We start from the raw sequence: 16,668 nt of genomic DNA, 5'->3' as shown, positions 1-16,668 counted from the left end.
AAGCGGTAATCGGAGCACGGGCGGCTCTCACCCAGCATAAACTGACTTGATGAGGAGAGATGAGGCGACGCCGGCGCCAAACAACCAACAATGAGATCGTGGACTGGCGGGATTGCCCTGTGGAGGCCCTCACGGAAATCCCACCTCACCGATCAGCACGGACAACCTCCAGAGAGTTCACAGCTAAAGCCTGTTGTTTTCATGCATGTGGTACCGCAAAAACCGCTGCACAGTTTTGCGCGACATGCATTAGGCACGCGAACTGAGCTCATATCCGGTTGGAAGAAGTTGCTTGGTCACATTAAGAACGGTCCATACCGCAGCCGACGCAGCCCAGTCTGCCATCTCGAACTTGCCTTGCGCCCTTCCCCAACTTGCAAGCGCCGTCTGACGCGCGACTGCGTAGGCAGCGATCTGAGCCGGCGAGCATTCCGGCTTTCCGTACCCTTCGCCAAAAACGAACAAGCGTCGGACCTGCTCATCGCCTGAATAGTCGCTATTGCCAAGATCGAGCCAGGCAAAGGCGGAGTAACCCAAATCCCAGAGGCGTAGGCCAGGTTCGATCGTGTCGAAGTCGATCATCCCGTAGGGCAGGCCGTCACGGAAAACCGCGTTGGGCGGTCCCCAATCATTGTGACAAATAACCTCGGCATCCCGCTGCCTGACGAGGGGAAATCCGGCGGTCGTGTCGTGGAACCGCCGCAAGAGGGCTCCTGCAGCCGCAAGCTGGGTATCGGTGAAGTGATCGAGGTCACGTGGAACTTCCCCGGGAAGAAAGCTCAGGATTGCACGGTTCTGCTCATCGATTCCGAAAAACCGCGGCGTGCCGTCAAAACCCTGGTTCTCCAGATGCAAAAGTAACGCGTGCGCGTTGGACTGGTCCCTCCATATAGGTCGGCGAACGGTATCACCGAAGCGCACCACGCCGGTTACAATACGTCCGCCAATCAACGGAGTTTCTGTGTCGGTCATGCCGACGAGATTATAGGATTCTCGCTGCGGTAGAAACGGCTGCCTGCAGGCCTTTTGTAGCCCCGCCTCCTGCGGTCGCTCAGCGCGCACCGGACTGTGATTTTTCCATCGGAGCGGGCGCCGGAAGCTTCCACGTGCCATCGAGCGCCGCTTTCTCGGGACCGTAGATACGAGCGACCAGGCTATAGGCGCCTGCCGGGGTCGGCAGCCAGTTGGACTCCCTGTCCTTTCCCGGCGATTGATGGGTGAGATAGATCGTGAGCGACTTGTCGTCGGCGAATTGAAGGCCCTGGGTGCGGTCTCCGATCGAGTAACGGTCGATCGGATTTGCGTAGAGGAAACGGTCGGGAAGCGTGTAGAGCGTGAGCGACCAGAAGAATCTGGCGGGCGGTAGCTGTCCGGGTGGGAAATGGAGCACCATGTCCTTCGAGCCGTCGCCGATGAAACCGCCATACCAGGTCTCTTCGATCGAGTTTCCGTAAAGGCCGAGTTTCGCGCCCATCGCGCGCTTCATGTAGTCGCCATGAATGAACTCACGGGTTCCGAACAGGCCGTTCAAGCTGAGTGTCGTCTTGGCCGCAGCCGCCATTTCGGCCTTGGCGTCGTCGACACCCTTGTCGATTGCCACCAGCAGCGCCGGGTCGATCCGTCGCGCATCCCATTCCCTGCCGGGGCCGATGCCGATTCTCGCGAATTTCGCCATCAATTCCGTCTCCTCCGGCACGGGCGGCTGTGCGAACTGCAGCAGGAAGTTGATGTAGCCGATGAAATCGTGATTGGCAGCCTTTTCCGGATCGAAGTCGGGGAACTGGATCGGCTTCGGGCGCGGCGTCCGCTTGCGCAGGAAGTCGCTGAGCAGCTTAAGCTTGTATTCCGCCTGGATCGCCTTGACGTTCTTGACGTCGTCCGGACCGTTGAGCGAGGTGCGGCCGAGAACTCCCACGATCTCCGTCTCCGCCTTGAAGACCTTCGCTATTTCCTTGGGCGTTTCGCCTTGCCAGTTCGGTCCGGCAATCAGGTAATTTCCAGCCGCAAAGCCCGTCGAGCGGACACCGATATATCCGAAATTATAGGTGAAGAGATCGATGAGCTGCATGACGTAATAGCGATCGCTCGGAACTGCGGGAACGCTGAGCACGACCGGCTCCGCCCGAAGGTCGAGCCACGCCCAGGAATAGGGTGTATCGTTGTTCGGCGTTACGATGTCCCTGTTTTCGGGCGTGAATGCTTCGGCGTAATGACGAAAAACGTTGAAGCCGCCCACATATTCCGGAGCATCCGGCTGTGTCGCCTGCTTCCACCAGGTCTGATAGCTCATGATCGGCGCATAGGAATAGATATAGGCTTCCCTGGCTATTTCGCGCGCTTCCTGAGGACTCGGCATCTGACCGAAAGCGCTCGCCGATACTACGAGGATGCCCGCAACGGCCGCCAACAACCGAAACACTCCGTACATCGATTGGCCCCCTCTTGAAGATCAAGATGTCCGCCGTGCCCATGGCTGCTTCGAGTATCGATGCAAGGGCGATCGCAACAAGTACGTTACTGTTAACGCTATCGTTTCCGCGAGCGGACGAACATGCCGCGCCAAGACGGCGATGCAAACAGCCGGCCGATTGGCCGTCACGGCTTCGATGAACCTAGGCCAACAATACCAGCTTGTAACCGTTACGTACTTCAGATTCCGAGAGTGCCCGGTAAGCTTTCGCCACTGAAGTCGACAGCGATCGGAAACTGCTGATGCATCTAGCTGCTGTGCGCCCCTCAGGGCCTCGGTTCAGAAAGCCGAACCTGATATCGATCGGAGCGCTGGCCGTCCTTCTCCTTCTTTCCGCCTGCGGCGGACCGAGAGGCGTGATGGCGCCTGTTGCAGTGAACCCGCCGGTACCCGGATCCTCGACGGTCACCATGCTCGTGGGGACGACCCGTCAACCGTCGGGCGATCCGGCCACCCTCTTTTCCGGCGAGAGAAACCCGGATTTGACTGTCACCGATATCAGCGTATCGATACCGCCGGACACGCGACGGAGTTCCGGCACCGTGCAATGGCCACGCCGGCTGCCGCCCAATCCAAAGACGGATTTCGCCGTGACGCATGTCCAGGAGCTCGACACAGTTCCGGAACGTCAGGCGTGGTTTCGTCAGCACACCGTCGGCGGGCATGTCCTGGTCTTCGTGCACGGCTTCAACAACCGCTACGAGGATTCGGTCTTCCGTCTGGCGCAGATCGTCCATGATTCCGGTGCGAAGGTTACGCCGATGCTGTTTACCTGGCCGTCGCGTGCCCGCGTGCTCGACTATGTCTATGACAAGGAAAGCACGAATTATTCGAGGACCGCCTTCGAACAGGTGCTGCACACGCTTGCGAGCTCACCACAGGTGACCGACGTCACCATTCTCGCCCACTCCATGGGAACCTGGCTTACGATGGAAGCCCTCCGCCAGATGGGTATCCGGGACGGGCATGTCGACCCCAAGATCCACAACGTCATCCTTGCCTCTCCTGACATCGACATTGACGTCTTTGCCAAGCAGTACGTCGAGATGGGCACGCCCCGGCCGAAATTTACGATCTTCGTCTCGCAGGACGACCGCGCGCTCGCCATGTCGAGGCTGATATCGGGGGACATCTCCCGTCTCGGAGCAATCAATCCCGCCGACGAACCCTATCGTACCAAGCTGGAGCGGGCCGGCATCACCGCGATCGACCTGACAAAGGTGAGGACGGAGGATAGCCTTCGCCATGGAAAATTCGCGGAGAGTCCTGAAATCGTGCAGTTGATCGGCAGGCGGCTTGTGACCGGCCAGACGCTGACGGATCAGGACTTCACCCTTGGGGACGGCATCACGGCGATCGTCGCTGGAACGACGAGGACGGTCGGCACAGTCGCGGCGACGACGGTGACCGCGCCACTCACGGCCGTCGAGCATGCGCAGCAGCCGCGCAGATCCGCCGACAAGATCGGCGAGACCCTCAGTTCCGATCAACAGCCCAAGCCGCTGACGAACTGATCACGAGAGCGAGCGCGGCTGGCGACGTATCTGCCAAGCGTTTTTAGCCATAACGTACTTCATGATTTACGCAACCTCTGGAATACTGGAACATAGCCGGCATCTATCAGATGTCAGGCAGGCGAAGTTCGAGGGCGATTGCCATGGCAGCCTTTCAGGCGAAGCAAGCGCAGACGATTGAACCGGTGCTGGCTCGCGAGCCCAATGCTGGAGACCTGATCTGGATTCCGCGTCTGACTTTCGTGATGGGTGGCCGCCCGTCATCCGAGCCCGAAGATACGTCGACGAGCCATGTCGGCTTTCGTTGCGTGAAGAGAGTTTCCGTCTGACCTCAGGGAGGTTGTCATGATTGCGGTTCCTCGCATGCGCGCGGCTAGCGGATATTCCTTGGCACGCGCTTTAGCCCTGTTGCTGCTCGTGCTCTCCGCGCCTCTCGCGGCCGTCGCCGAGGACCTGCCGTCCTGGAATGACGGCAAGTCAAAGCAGGCGATCATCGACTTCGTTTCGAGGGTCACCGACGAGAAAAACCCCGAATATGTAAAGCCCGAGGCGCGGATCGCCGTCTTCGATAATGACGGGACCCTGTGGTCGGAGCAGCCATACTACTTTCAGCTCGGCTTCGTGCTCGACCGGGTAAAGGTGCTTGCACCCCAGCATCCCGAGTGGAAGGAGAAGGAGCCGTTCAAGTCGATTCTCGCCGGAGATTTGAAGGGCGTCGCCAAAGGTGGCGAGAAGGGAATGGTTGAACTCGTTATGGCAACCCACGCCGGCATGACCAACGAGGATTTTGAGAAGATCGTCAGCGACTGGTTTGCAACCGCGCGCCATCCCCGCTTCAAACGTCCCTATAACGAGATTACCTTCCTGCCCATGCGGGAGGTTCTCGACTATCTGCGCGCCAACGGCTTCAAGACCTACGTCGTCTCCGGCGGCGGAATCGAGTTCATGCGGCCGATGACCGAGAAGATGTACGGAATTCCACCGGAGCAGGTCGTCGGCAGCACGATCGCAACCGAATACGACCTCGTGGGCGATGTCCCGGTCCTCCGGCGCTTGCCCAAAATGGACTTCGTGGACGACGGTCCCGGCAAACCAGTCGGCATCAACATGTTCATCGGCCGACGCCCGATCTTCGCGGCGGGGAATTCGGACGGGGACTCTGAAATGCTGCGCTGGGTGACGAGCGGCAACCCGCACGGCTTCGCCATGGTCGTCCACCACACGGACCGCGTGCGCGAATACGCCTACGATCGCCAGTCCGAATTCGGAAAGCTCGACAAGGCGCTCGATGAAGCGATGAGCCGGAACTGGTTGGTCGTCGACATGAAAGCCGATTGGAAAAAGGTCTATGCCTTCGACCAGTAGTCCGACCACTTGGCGGTAAACCAGCTACTCACTCTGTCGGAAATTGCGGATCCGATCGAACAGCACGGCAAGCACGATCGCGCCGCCGATGAAGGTCCCTTGCCAGAAGGCGTTGATACCGAGCAGGCCGAGGCTGTTGCGGATCACCTCGATGAGCGCCGCCCCGATCAGCGCACCGAAGGCGGTGCCGACCCCGCCGGCAAGATTGGCGCCGCCGATAACGGCGGCCGCAATGACCTGAAGTTCCATGCCGGCGCCGATATTGGTGGTGACGGCGCCGAGCCAGCCCGTTTGAATGATGCCGGCGAGCCCTGCCGAAAGGGCCGATATCATGTAGACTGCAACCTTGATCTTTCTGACCGGCACACCCGTGAGCGTCGCCGCCTGCTCATTGCCGCCGATCGCGAAGATATAGCGGCCGAACCTGGTCCAGCGCAGCAGGAAGCCGGTGATCAGCGCCAGCACGATCATGTAAATAACCGGATTGGCGATGCCGAACAGCCAGGCGCCGCCGCCGAGCGCCAGCAGCTTGTCATGGTCAGGTCCGAACTGGAAAACCACGGTGTTGTTGGAGGCAACCATGGCAATGCTGCGCGCGATCGACAGCATGCCAAGCGTCACGACGAAAGGCGGAAAACCGAGATAGGCGATCAATATGCCGTTGAAGGCGCCGATCAGGAGTGCGGTGCCGATCGAGGCCGCGATACCGATCTCGATGCTGTAGCCGGCATGCATGACCACCGCGAGCACCATGCTGCACAGACAAAGCACGGACCCCACCGACAGGTCGATGCCGCCGGTGATGATCACCATCGTCATTCCGAGAGCGATAATGGCGACGAAGGTGACATTCCGGGTGATATTGTAGAGGTTCTTGGCGGTCGCGAAGGAATCCGTCGCAATGGACAGGAAAAGACAGGCGAGAATGACGGCGATCAGCACCCAGAAGGTCTGGCTTCCCAATATGGCGGCAAGCCAGCTGTGTTGCTTCTGCTCGATCGTCCGGTCCAGGGTAATTGCCATTGTCGACCTTCTTTTCTTCGCGAAACGCGCTGACCGTCTCAGACCTGTTCGATAGCGCCGGTGATGAGCCCCGTGACTTCTTCCGGCGAACTTGTTGCAATCGGCTTGTCGGCAACCTTTCTGCCTCGCCGCATCACGATGACCCGGTCGGCGACGTCGAAGACATCAGGCATGCGATGGCTGATGAGGATGACGGCGATGCCGCGGTCGCGCAGATGGCGGATCAGGTTCAGCACTTCCGCCACCTGGCGAACCGAGATCGCCGCCGTGGGCTCGTCCATCAGTACGATCTTCGCCTCGGACAGCATGGTGCGGGCGATCGCCACCGCCTGCCGCTGCCCGCCCGACATCTGTTTGACGAGATCGCGCGGCCGCGTTTCCGACTTCAGCTCCCTGAAGATCTGCCCGGCCCGCTTGTACATCGCCTTGTAGTCCAGCACCCTCAGGGGACCGATTCCATACCTGAGCTCGCGTCCGAGAAAGACGTTCGCCGCCGCCGTCAGATTGTTGCAGAGCGCCAGATCCTGATAGACGATCTCGATGCCATGCTGCCGCGCCTCCACCGGACGATGGAGCACGAGATCGGCGCCATCGAGCTGCATCGTTCCATGGCTCGGCCGGAAGTTTCCGGCGATCATCTTGACCAATGTCGACTTGCCGGCGCCGTTGTCACCCATGAGGCCGACGACCTGTCCTGCCTCCAGCGAAAACGAAACGTCGTTGACGGCCTGGATCGCACCGAAATGCTTGGAAATGTTTGTAAGCTCGAGAACCGCCACCAGCCTTCTAGCCTCCCGAACCCTGCCGGCTTGGAATAATGCCCGTGCTCGCTCGGACCACGGTTTCGCTTCTCCGATCTGCTCCTAGAAAAGCGATAGCTTATATTTATGCAAAACCTTGTGAGAGCGTCAATCAATCGCCCGATGAATTGGTCTCAACTACCTCAAAAAATTGTTTTGCAAAGACAAATACTCGTTGACGAGCGAAGCGCGAGAATATTAGCTGTTTACGGAGGAAGGGGGCATGCTGATCCTTGTCACCGGAGCGACGGGCAAGGTCGGGCAGCATTTCATCGCCGAGCTGCTTGACGATCCGCGGTTTTCCAAAGCGCGCATCCGCGCGCTTTGCCATAACCGGCTGTGCCCTGAAAGCGACCGTGTCGAGGTGACGCGCGGCTCGATCGCGGATCGGAATGTGGTGACTGCAGCGCTTGCCGGAGTCACCCATGTCCTGCACCTTGCCACCTGCAAGGAGACGCCCGACGACGTCATGGACGTGACGGTCAAGGGTCTCTTCTGGCTTCTCGAGGAATTCCGCACAAGCGCGACCGCGCGCCAGTTCATCCTCATCGGCGGTGATGCCGGGATCGGCCATTTCTATTATCGCCACGACGGTCCGATTACCGAGCATGCGCGCCACCAGGCCTATCCAGGGTGTTACGCCCTGTCGAAGGTGCTGGAAGAGGTGATGCTGGAGCAGTTCACGATCCAATACGGCATCAACGGCTGCTGCCTTCGGGCGCCCTGGATCATGGAGAAGGACGACTTCAAATACAGCTTATCCTTCGGCAACGACGTATTCGGCGGTCCTGACTGGAAAACGCTGGTTCCGGAGGCCGACGCCGAGCGTTATGCCCGCAAGGGAACGCTGCCTCTGCTGCGCGATGCCGACGGACGCCCGCTGAAACGCAATTTCGTGCATGTCGATGATCTCGTCTCGGCAATCCTTTCAGCGATCGACAATCCGCGCGCCGAAGGAGAGCTCTTCAACATCTGCATGGATCGACCGGTCGATTATGGGGAGGTCGCCGCTTACCTTGCCCGCACGCGTGGCCTCGATTCCATCGACATACCAAGCCGGTACCATTCGAACTGGATGGACAACAGCAAGGCCAAGTACCTGCTGGACTGGCGACCCAAATACGATCTGGAAATGCTTATCGACTCGGCCTGGCAATACGAACGGCCACGGAATGATCCACGCATCGTCTGGTATCCGGGTTGATCGCATGGCGGACACGCCGTGTCCGTCTGTTTCAAGAGGGAGGAATCAATGAGGAAAACATTATTGCTTGCCGCCGCAGTGCTGGCACTTGCCGCGGGGGATGCCTTTGCCAAGAAGCAGCTCGTCATCGTGGTGAAAGGCCTCGACAACCCGTTCTTCGAGGCGATCAACCAGGGTTGCCAGAAGTGGAACAAGGAAAACGCGGACTCGGAATATGAATGCTTCTACACCGGTCCGGCATCGACCTCCGATGAGGCAGGAGAGGCGCAGATCGTTCAGGACATGCTCGGCAAGGCCGATACGGCTGCAATCGCAATCTCGCCGTCAAACGCAAAGCTTATCGCCCAGACCCTCAAGACCGCCAATCCGTCGATCCCGGTGATGACGGTCGACGCTGACCTGGCCGCCGAAGACTCGGCTCTGCGCAAGACCTATCTTGGAACCGACAACTACCTGATGGGTGTTCGCATCGGTGAATACATCAAGAAGGCCAAGCCCAATGGCGGGAAAATATGCCTGATCGAAGGCAATCCCGGCGCCGACAACATTCTGCGCCGCGCCCAGGGCACGCGGGATACGCTGACCGGACAGAAGGGCCTGACGGCGCTCAAGGGTGAAGGTGGCTGGACCGAAGTCGCAGGCTGCCCGGTCTTTACCAATGACGACGGCGCCAAGGGCGTTCAGGCGATGACCGATATCCTTGCCGCCAATCCGGATCTCGATGCTTTCGCGATCGAGGGAGGCTGGCCGCTGTTCGGCGCGCCGCAGCCCTACCGCGATCTGTTCAAGCCCATGGCCGAGCGTATCGCCAGCAACGATTTCGTCATCGGTGCCGCCGACACCATCGGCGACGAAGTGGCGATCGCACGCGAAGGCCTGGTAACCGCGCTCGTCGGCCAACGGCCTTTCGAGATGGGCTACAAGGCACCGTCCGTCATGATGGACCTGATCGCCGGCAAGCCGGTCGATGATCCGGTGTTCACCGGCCTCGACGAATGCACCAAGGACACGGTCGACACCTGCATTCAGAAATAGGACTACTGTCTGGAGCGTTCGGCTAGAGCATTCTGCGTCCAAGTTGATGTACTTGGGCGCAGAAGCACGTTCGGGCGTTCGTTTGAACTACCGAACAGCGCCGAATGTTTCCGAAGCCCGGCCCCCTTTCCTCAGCATAGCAGCGTATCGCAGGATCCATCGCTATCGTGCTCAATGGCACTTGACTCCAAAAAGGTTACTGCTCTACAACTAACATGTCAGTTTGTTACGACTGATATTGCCAGTGAGGGAGGATTGCACTTGGGACAGAGATTCGGGCTTTCGGTTGCCCTCGCCACGCCGTTTGACGTTGCCGGCAACATTGCGGTCGATGCTATGATCGGCCAGGCCCGGCGCTGCCTCGCAGCCGGTTGCACAAGCGTCACCCTTTTCGGCACGACGGGCGAAGGATCCTCGATCGGAACGCAGGAGCGCGAGCATGTTCTCGCCGCCTTTCTTGACGCCGATATCGAGGCGCGCGAGATCGTCATGGGCGTGCTGGTCGATGCCGCCGAAGATGCCGCAGCACAGGCTGGCCACGCGCTCTCGCGCGGCGTGCGCAATGTCCTGCTGGCCCCTCCGTCCTACTTCAAGAATGTCAGCGACGACGGCCTCTTTGCCTGGTTCTCCGCAGTCTTCACTCTGCTGGGTGACCGGGCGCGCGACATCATCGTCTACAACATCCCCTCGGTGACCATGGTCCCGCTTTCGGTCGCGCTGATCGGGCGGCTGCGCGCGGCATTTCCCGCCATCGTCACGGGCGTGAAGGATTCCTCGGGGGACTGGCCGTTCACCGAATCTCTGCTGCGTGCGCATGGCCACCTCATCATCCTGATCGGCGACGAACGTCATCTCGCAAAGGGCGTGCGCATGGGCGGCCAGGGCGCGATATCTGGTATGGCGAATTTTCTGCCCCGCGAGGTCAAGCTCATGGCAGAAGAAGGCAGGGACGATGCCGCTGTCGAGGATTTCGTCGTCGAATTGCTGAAATATCCGGTGACGCCCGCAGTCAAGGCAATGGTCGCCCGGCTTACCGGCGATGAATTGTGGCTTGCGGTTCGTCCGCCACTCGTTTCAATATCCGGCGAAGGACGGAATCAGCTCGCGCAGGCCTTCGATGCTCTCTTCCGATCCAGGGCCGCTTAAGAAGGCCATGTACGAGGGGGAGCCCATGGATCGCATAGACGAACAGCCGACGCTGCGGGAGAAAGCCTATGAAAGCTTTACCCGGCATCTGCTTGCGCGAGATGTGCGGCCCGGCCAATTCGTCTCGCAGCGCCGGCTCGTCGAACTGACGGGGCTAACGCTGGGCGCCATCCGCGAACTCATTCCGCGGCTGGAAGCAGAGGGGCTGATCAAGACCGTGCCGCAACGCGGGCTGCAGATCGCGCATATCGATCTCGACCTGATCCGCGAGGCCTACCAGTTGCGCCTTTTCCTGGAGAAGGAGGCTGTCGCCCTTTTCACTCGCTCCGCTTCGGATGAAACGATTGCGCAGCTCGTAAAGCAGCATCGCGATATCGCCGATGCAATCCGCAACGGCGATGCATCGCCTGAGCTCGAAAATCGCGCTCAAGCCATCGACTGGGGCATGCACGACGCCTTCATCGATGCCCTCGGCAACAAGATCATCTCGAACGCCTATCGTGTGAATTCGATCAAGATGCGCCTGATCGGCCAGGAACGTTTCCGCATCGAAGGTCGCGTCGGCCCGGTCATGGGCGAACACCTGAAGGTCCTCGAGGCCATCGAGAGACGCTCGGTGGAGGAGGCCGTCAGCAGTCTGGAGGCGCATATCAACCACGCCAGGGACCGCGCCCTGAGAATTTAAAAACGACAAGCCGGAGGTGAGGAGATTTCCGGTGACAACAAGGAGGAATGAAATGCCGACATCTTTATGGAATCCCACGCGCCGCAACTTCCTGAAAGGTACGGCGGCGATCGGTGCCGCGGGGCTTCTCGGCGCCCGCAGCGCATCGGCCGCCGTCGACTGGAAGCGCTTTGCCGGCACGACGCTGGAAGTGAACCTGGTCAAGAGCCCGCGCAGCGAGATTATCATCAAGTATCTGAGCGAATTCGAGGAACTGACCGGCATCAAGGTCAATGCCGAGGCAACGCCGGAACAACAGCAGCGCCAGAAGACGACGATCGAACTGAGCTCCGGCAAGCCGAGCTTCGACGTTGTGCATCTGAGCTACCACGTCCAGAAGCGCCAGTTCGAAAAGGGCGGCTGGCTCGCCGACATCAGCGGCTTCCTGAAGGATCCGTCGCTGACCGATCCGTCGCTCGTGGAAAGCGATTTCGCCGAAGCGGGCCTGCAGTTCGCCAAGGATTCCAACGGCGTGCTTCGCTCCCTGCCCTTCTCGGTCGACTACTGGATCGTCTATTGGAACAAGGCGCTCTTCGAAAAGAAGGGGCTTTCCTATCCGACGAGCTTCGAGGAAATGGCCAACGCCGCCGAAGCGCTGACCGATGCTTCCAGCAATACCTACGGCTTCGTTGCCCGCGGTCTGAAGAACGCCAATACGCCGGTCTGGACGACCCTGATGCTCGGTTACGGCATGACGCCGATCGGCCCGGACGGCAAGCTCAGGACCACTTCGGATGAAGCTGTCGAAGCCGCCAAGCTCTATCAGCGGCTGATGACGAAGGCCGCACCTCCCGGCGTATCCGGCTTCAACTGGGCGGAATCGCAATCGGCCTTCCTGCAGGGCAAGATCGGCATGTGGCTCGACGGCGTCGGATTCGCCCCTCCGATCGAAAATCCGGAAAAGTCCCGCGTCGTCGGTCAGGTTGGCTACGGCGTCATACCAAAGGGACCAAAGACGCAGGCTGCCGGGACCTTCGGCGACGGTATCGGCGTGACGGCCGCCAGCCAGAAGAAGGAAGCCGCCTATCTCTTCTGCCAGTGGGTCATCTCGCATGAGATGGGCGCACGCCTGCTGCAGGCCGGCGCCGGCGTCCCGTTCCGTCAGTCGGTCCTCGAAGACAAGAAGGTCCGCGAAGGCGTCACCATGCCGGGCGAATGGCTCGATGCCGTCGTCGGCTCGGGCAAGGTCTCGCAGCTCGCCCTGCCGGTCATCATTCCGGTCACCGAGTTCCGCGACATTTACGGCGTCGGCCTCACCAACATGATTGGCGGCGCCGACCCGGCGACGGAACTGAAGACAGCAACGGCCCAGTTCGAACCCGTACTGGCACGAAGCGAGGGATAATGGCCTCCGTGAGCATCGAAACCGCCGCAGCGATCAGGGGAAAGGAAAGGAGGAGCAAGCGCAGCCGGCTTGCTCCCAATTACTGGCCCTTCGTCGTTCCCGCGCTGATCGTCATCGCCGCCGTCATCGTTTTTCCGTGGGTCTTCACCCTCTGGATGAGCGTGAACAGCTGGACGCTCGGTGGGTCGCAGGTCTTCGCCGGTCTGGACAACTATGCCCGTCTGGCGACCGATGCCCGGTTCTGGGAATCGCTGTGGCATACGATGCTCTATACGGTGCTGTCGGTGGTGGCGCCCCTCTTCCTCGGGACGCTCGCCGCCCTCATCTTCGACGCGCAGTTTCCGCTACGCGGCTTTCTGCGCGGCGTCTTCGTCATGCCGATGATGGCGACCCCGGTCGCCATCGCGCTGGTCTGGACCATGATGTTCCACCCGCAGCTTGGCGTGCTGAACTACCTGCTCTCCTTCGTAGGCATCGGACCGCTGGAATGGATCTACAACCAGGCGAGCGTCATCCCGTCGCTGGTTCTGGTCGAGACCTGGCAATGGACGCCGCTCGTCATGCTGATCGTGCTGGGCGGGCTCGCGGCCGTTCCCCGCGAACCCTATGAAAGCGCAGAGATCGACGGCGCCAATGCCTGGCAGAAGTTCCGCTACCTCACCCTGCCAATGATCGCGCCCTTCCTGATGATTGCCGTCATCATCCGCAGCATCGATGCGGTGAAGAGCTTCGACATCATCTATGCCATGACCCAGGGCGGGCCGGGAACGGCCTCGGAAACGATCAACATCTATCTCTATAACACCGCCTTTGCCTATTACGACATCGGCTACGGCTCGGCTATGGCCGTCGTCTTCTTCGTCATCATCGTGGCGCTCTCCTTCATCCTGCTGATGGTCAGGCAGCGCACGAACTGGTCGGATGTGGAGTCCCGTTGATGAAGAGGTCATTGATGAAAAGAAAGACGCTCGATCGCCTCGGCCTGTTCTTCGTCGCGCTGGTGATGGTTTCTCCCGTCATCCTCTTCTTCCTCTGGATGATCTCGCTCTCGCTCAAATACGAGATCGATAACGGCGCCTACCCGCCGATCTTTATCCCCGAGCGCTTCGCCTGGTCGAACTACGCGAAGGTCTTCGAGGAGAATAATTTCTTTCTCTATTTCTGGAACTCCATTCTCGTCACGGGTGCCGCGACGCTGCTTGCCCTCGTGATCGGAGTTCCGGCCGGCTACGGCATCGCGCGGCTTAAGGCCGAAAGATCGGCCGTCGTCATCATGATCGCACGCATGACGCCGGGTCTCTCCTTCCTCATTCCCCTCTTCCTGCTCTTCCAGTGGCTCAACCTTCTCGGAACGCTCTGGCCGCAGATCATCATCCACCTCGTCGTCACCGTGCCGATCGTCGTCTGGATTATGATCGGCTATTTTGAGACGACACCGATGGAACTGGAGGAAGCCGCCAGCATCGATGGCGCCACGTCATGGCAGGTCTTCCGCCTCGTGGCCCTGCCGATCGCCCGCCCCGGCATCGTCGTCGCCTTCATTCTCTCGGTCATCTTCTCGTGGAACAACTTCGTCTTCGGCATCGTGCTTGCGAGCCGTGAAACGCGCACCCTGCCGGTCGCCGTCTACAACATGCTTTCCTTCGAACAAGTGAGCTGGGGTCCGCTTGCCGCAGCAGCATTGATCGTCACCCTGCCCGTCCTGGTGCTGACCATGTTCGCCCAGAGGCAGATCGTTGCAGGCCTGACTGCCGGCGCCGTCAAGGGCGGCTGAGACCTCGGAAATTCAGGACAGGATCAAATCCATGGCACCCGTAAACATACAGAACGTCCAGAAGCGCTTCGGCCACATCAAGGTCATCCACGACATCAGCGTCGATATCGCCGACGGAGAATTCGTCGTGCTCGTCGGCCCCTCGGGCTGCGGCAAGTCCACACTGCTGCGCATGATCGCGGGGCTCGAGGAAGTCTCGGATGGCGAGATCCATATCGGTGCGCGTGAGGTCAGCAACCTGCCGGCCCGCGACCGGGATATTGCCATGGTGTTCCAGAATTATGCGCTCTATCCGCATATGACGGTCGCCGACAATATGGGCTTTGCGCTGAAGCTGAAGAAGGCCAATCCGACGGAAACGGCCGAACGGGTCAACCGCGCGGCGGCGATCCTCGGCCTTCAGAAGTTGCTCGATCGTTATCCGCGCCAGCTCTCCGGCGGCCAGCGCCAGCGCGTCGCCATGGGCCGCGCCCTGGTGCGCGATCCGCAGGTCTTTCTCTTCGACGAGCCGCTTTCCAACCTCGATGCGAAGCTGCGCGTGCAGATGCGCGGAGAGATCAAGGCCATGCATCAGCGGATCGGCACCACGACCATCTACGTGACGCACGATCAGGTGGAAGCGATGACGATGGCGGACAAGATCGTCGTCCTTCACGACGGCCTGATCGAGCAGGTCGGCGCTCCGCTGGAGCTCTACGATCGCCCAGCCAACCTCTTCGTCGCGGGCTTCATCGGTTCTCCCGCCATGAATTTCATCGACGGGCGGATCGAGGAAGGTATCTTCCGCAGCGACAAGGGTCTCGTCCTGCCCCTGCCGAACGGCCTCCCCACCGCTGAATATGGCGGCAGGCAACTCGTCTACGGTATCCGTCCGGAGCACATCCGCGCCTCCTCTGCCGGCATCAACGGCAAGGTGGAAATCGTCGAGGGCACGGGCTCTGAAATCTTTGCGAAGCTCGATTGTCAGGGCGACCAGATCTCCTGCCTCTTCCGGGAACGTCTCGATATCCACTTCGGCGATACGATCGGCATTGCGATCGACCCGAACGCTGTCCATCTTTTCGACAAATCGACCGGCAAGCGGCTTTGACGCAGGACAAGTCCCTCGATCCGCCTCCGGGCCGCCCGCGTAGCGTGCTTTGCGTCGGCGCTGTCGGACTCGACACCCTGTTCCGTGTCAGCTCATTGCCGACCGGCCAGGGCAAGATCCTGCCCTATGACATGCTGCAGATTGCGGAAGGTATGGCGACGAGCGCTGCCTACGCGGTCGTTCGCCTGGGCGGGAAGGCAAGCCTCTGGGGCTCGGTCGGCGACGACGAGGCGGGCGCGCGCATCATCACTGAACTCTCCGAATGCGGGATCGACACAGGCGGGATTGTGCGGGTGCCGGGCGCCCGTTCTGTGCTGTCGACCATTCTGATCGATGATCGCGGCGAGCGCCTGATCGTTCCCTTCTACGACGCGCGTCTTCATGAGGCGGCAAAACCGGTGGCGCATTCCGACATTGCGTCTTTCGACGCCGTGCTTGTCGACGTCCGCTGGCGGCAACTGGCACTGCAGGTGTTGCGGGTGGCTCGCGAACTGGGAAAGCCGGCTATTCTCGATGGCGATGTTGCTCCCGACGGTGTCATCGAACCGCTCGCCGAAGCGGCGAGCCACATTGTCTTCTCTGAGCCCGCAGCTCAGCGGCTGACCGGGAACACTGATCCGGAACCAATGGTGTCCATCCTGAGACGCAGGTTCAATCATGCCTTCGTCAGCGTAACCGCGGGCGAGAAAGGCTGCTTCTGGTTCGATGATCGCGCCGGCTGCGTCAGCCATCTGCCGGCACTCCCGATCAAGGCAGTCGACACACTTGCCGCCGGCGACATTTTTCATGGCGCCTTTGCCCTCGCGATCGCGGAGGGCAAACCCATTGCAGATGCGATGCGCCTGTCCTGCGTCGCTGCGGCGCTGAAATGCGAGATCTTCGGAGGCCGCATCGGCGCGCCGACGCGGGCCGATGTTATTGCGAGATCAGCGTCGGGTTTGCGACGCTGATCCAGTGCTGCCGTGAGAGACGGGCGGCTCGTCTCTTGCGGGCGAAGACTAGATGTGAGCTTTCGGGAGGTTGTCCCGTGTTGATTGGCGGGATAGGGATTCCGCGAGGGATGGTATCCAGGGCAAATCCTGCTCATCCACGATCTCAATGGCGATGTCTGGCACGGACGCTGCCCCAATTTCCCTCATTCCTGTGCCTGTCACAGGAATCCAGCCGCCGTGCGTCGG

The 16,668-nt window shown here is 60.4% G+C and carries 16 protein-coding genes; 12 read left to right on the top strand and 4 right to left on the bottom strand.

What is annotated here, in order from left to right; all coding sequences use genetic code 11:
* Positions 1 to 249: 249 nt before the first annotated feature.
* Positions 250 to 972 carry a phosphotransferase gene (locus AAE029_RS35895; protein WP_371077710.1) on the bottom strand — a complete coding sequence of 241 codons (723 nt, stop codon included), beginning with the start codon at positions 970 to 972 and terminating at the stop codon, positions 250 to 252.
* 79 nt (positions 973 to 1,051) lie between these two features.
* Positions 1,052 to 2,428, bottom strand: coding sequence for a DUF1254 domain-containing protein (locus AAE029_RS35890; RefSeq protein ID WP_371077709.1), 1,377 nt, complete (start codon positions 2,426 to 2,428; stop codon positions 1,052 to 1,054).
* 284 nt (positions 2,429 to 2,712) lie between these two features.
* Here AAE029_RS35890 and AAE029_RS35885 point away from each other — a divergent pair, with 284 nt between their 5' ends.
* From AAE029_RS35885 to AAE029_RS35875, 3 genes are all read left to right on the top strand, one after another.
* Positions 2,713 to 3,984, top strand: a complete 1,272-nt coding sequence (locus AAE029_RS35885; RefSeq protein WP_371077708.1) for an alpha/beta hydrolase — start codon at positions 2,713 to 2,715, stop codon at positions 3,982 to 3,984.
* Positions 3,985 to 4,127: 143 nt separating this feature from the next.
* Positions 4,128 to 4,313, top strand: coding sequence for a hypothetical protein (locus AAE029_RS35880; RefSeq protein WP_371077707.1), 186 nt, complete (start codon positions 4,128 to 4,130; stop codon positions 4,311 to 4,313).
* A 34-nt stretch (positions 4,314 to 4,347) separates the two neighbouring features.
* Positions 4,348 to 5,349: an HAD family hydrolase gene (locus AAE029_RS35875; RefSeq protein ID WP_371077713.1), complete on the top strand. Its 1,002-nt coding sequence runs from the start codon at positions 4,348 to 4,350 to the stop codon at positions 5,347 to 5,349.
* A 24-nt stretch (positions 5,350 to 5,373) separates the two neighbouring features.
* Here AAE029_RS35875 and AAE029_RS35870 read toward each other — a convergent pair whose 3' ends face one another.
* Together AAE029_RS35870 and AAE029_RS35865 are read right to left on the bottom strand one after the other, a co-directional pair.
* The gene (locus AAE029_RS35870; protein ID WP_371077706.1) at positions 5,374 to 6,372 is read right to left on the bottom strand and encodes an ABC transporter permease; all 999 of its coding nucleotides are present in this window, start codon (positions 6,370 to 6,372) and stop codon (positions 5,374 to 5,376) included.
* Between the two features lie 38 nt (positions 6,373 to 6,410).
* Positions 6,411 to 7,154, bottom strand: coding sequence for an ATP-binding cassette domain-containing protein (locus AAE029_RS35865; protein ID WP_371077712.1), 744 nt, complete (start codon positions 7,152 to 7,154; stop codon positions 6,411 to 6,413).
* 241 nt (positions 7,155 to 7,395) lie between these two features.
* On the opposite strand from AAE029_RS35865, the gene AAE029_RS35860 reads away from it, so the two are divergent.
* The 9 genes from AAE029_RS35860 (at position 7,396) to AAE029_RS35820 (ending at position 16,440) form a co-directional block, all read left to right on the top strand.
* On the top strand, positions 7,396 to 8,376 hold the full coding sequence (locus AAE029_RS35860) for an NAD-dependent epimerase/dehydratase family protein (RefSeq protein WP_371077705.1): 981 nt from the start codon (positions 7,396 to 7,398) through the stop codon (positions 8,374 to 8,376).
* A 48-nt stretch (positions 8,377 to 8,424) separates the two neighbouring features.
* Positions 8,425 to 9,411: a sugar-binding protein gene (locus tag AAE029_RS35855; RefSeq protein ID WP_371077704.1), complete on the top strand. Its 987-nt coding sequence runs from the start codon at positions 8,425 to 8,427 to the stop codon at positions 9,409 to 9,411.
* A 261-nt stretch (positions 9,412 to 9,672) separates the two neighbouring features.
* A complete protein-coding gene (locus tag AAE029_RS35850; RefSeq protein ID WP_371077703.1) occupies positions 9,673 to 10,557 on the top strand; it encodes a dihydrodipicolinate synthase family protein in 885 nt (294 codons plus the stop codon).
* A gap of 7 nt (positions 10,558 to 10,564) precedes the next feature.
* Complete coding sequence (locus AAE029_RS35845; RefSeq protein ID WP_371077711.1) at positions 10,565 to 11,242, top strand: GntR family transcriptional regulator; 678 nt, start codon at positions 10,565 to 10,567, stop codon at positions 11,240 to 11,242.
* Between the two features lie 52 nt (positions 11,243 to 11,294).
* On the top strand, positions 11,295 to 12,626 hold the full coding sequence (locus AAE029_RS35840; RefSeq protein ID WP_371077702.1) for an ABC transporter substrate-binding protein: 1,332 nt from the start codon (positions 11,295 to 11,297) through the stop codon (positions 12,624 to 12,626).
* Positions 12,626 to 13,564 (top strand): carbohydrate ABC transporter permease, encoded by a 939-nt coding sequence (locus tag AAE029_RS35835; RefSeq protein ID WP_371077701.1) that lies wholly within the window; start codon positions 12,626 to 12,628, stop codon positions 13,562 to 13,564. The genes AAE029_RS35840 and AAE029_RS35835 overlap by 1 nt, the downstream gene beginning before the upstream one ends.
* A 14-nt stretch (positions 13,565 to 13,578) precedes the next feature.
* The gene (locus AAE029_RS35830) at positions 13,579 to 14,400 is read left to right on the top strand and encodes a carbohydrate ABC transporter permease (protein ID WP_371077700.1); all 822 of its coding nucleotides are present in this window, start codon (positions 13,579 to 13,581) and stop codon (positions 14,398 to 14,400) included.
* A 31-nt stretch (positions 14,401 to 14,431) separates the two neighbouring features.
* Positions 14,432 to 15,490 (top strand): ABC transporter ATP-binding protein, encoded by a 1,059-nt coding sequence (locus tag AAE029_RS35825; protein ID WP_371077699.1) that lies wholly within the window; start codon positions 14,432 to 14,434, stop codon positions 15,488 to 15,490.
* Positions 15,487 to 16,440, top strand: coding sequence for a sugar kinase (locus AAE029_RS35820; RefSeq protein ID WP_371077698.1), 954 nt, complete (start codon positions 15,487 to 15,489; stop codon positions 16,438 to 16,440). Before AAE029_RS35825 ends, AAE029_RS35820 begins: the two co-directional genes overlap by 4 nt.
* The last annotated feature ends 228 nt before the right edge of the window (positions 16,441 to 16,668 follow it).

It is taken from the genome of Sinorhizobium sp. CB7 (assembly GCF_041357635.1).
GTDB lineage: Bacteria > Pseudomonadota > Alphaproteobacteria > Rhizobiales > Rhizobiaceae > Rhizobium.
The sequence above is the reverse complement of the archived record's forward strand: the minus strand, read 5'-3'. Positions and strand labels throughout refer to the sequence as shown.